This window comes from Acetobacter sp. P1H12_c (assembly GCF_018811975.1).
Lineage (GTDB): Bacteria > Pseudomonadota > Alphaproteobacteria > Acetobacterales > Acetobacteraceae > Acetobacter > Acetobacter persici.
On sequence record NZ_JACRVR010000098.1, the window covers coordinates 1 to 802 of the forward strand.

At 52.9% G+C, this 802-nt stretch carries 1 protein-coding gene; it reads left to right on the forward strand.

Translation table 11 applies throughout. The features are described from left to right. Positions 1–75 precede the first annotated feature (75 nt). Positions 76–802 (forward strand): IS5 family transposase (locus tag KP699_RS16275; protein ID WP_215763348.1); only part of this gene is annotated, 727 nt, incomplete at its 3' end.

Sequence of the window (802 nt, forward strand, 5' to 3'; positions counted from 1 at the left end):
TAGGCTCAGGACCTATTAATTTATTGAACTGAGCGAGAGGTTGTGATTCACAGGTTTACCGATGGAGGGTAGCCTGTGAGTGATGTGTTTATGCTGTCTGAGCGCCAGATGGAGCGGATTGAGCCTTTTTTTCCTCTGGCGCACGGCGTGCCACGCGTGGATGACCGGCGTGTTCTGAGCGGGATCGTTTATGTCATCCGCAACGGCCTTCAGTGGAAGGATGCCCCGAAAGCGTATGGTCCGCACAAGACTTTGTATAATCGCTTTATCCGGTGGAGCCGCCTCGGTGTTTTTGACAGGATCTTTGTCTCACTGACAGAACAGGCTGGCCGTTCGAAGCGTCTGATGATTGATGCAACACACCTCAAGGCACACCGGACATCGGCGTCCCTGCTCAAAAAGGGGCTTTTCCCCCGCCATATCGGACGGACAAAAGGCGGCCTGAACTCAAAACTTCACGCCGTGTGCGATGATCATGGCCGACCGGTCCGTCTACATCTGACTGCGGGGCAGGTCAGTGACTTCAAAGGCGCTGATGTCCTGCTGGCTGACYTTCCCGATGAAACAGAAGAAGTCATCGGCGACAGAGGCTACGACAGCAACCAGATCAGGTTATCGCTTGCAGAACGCAATATCACAGCCTGTATTCCGCCGAAGAAGAACCGGAAATCAAAGCCACCTTACAATTGGCATCTGTATAAAAAGCGCCATCTGATCGAAAACATGTTCGCAAAGCTGAAAGACTGGCGACGTGTTGCGACCAGATACGACCGCTGCGCTCATACATTCATGTCCGCAATCC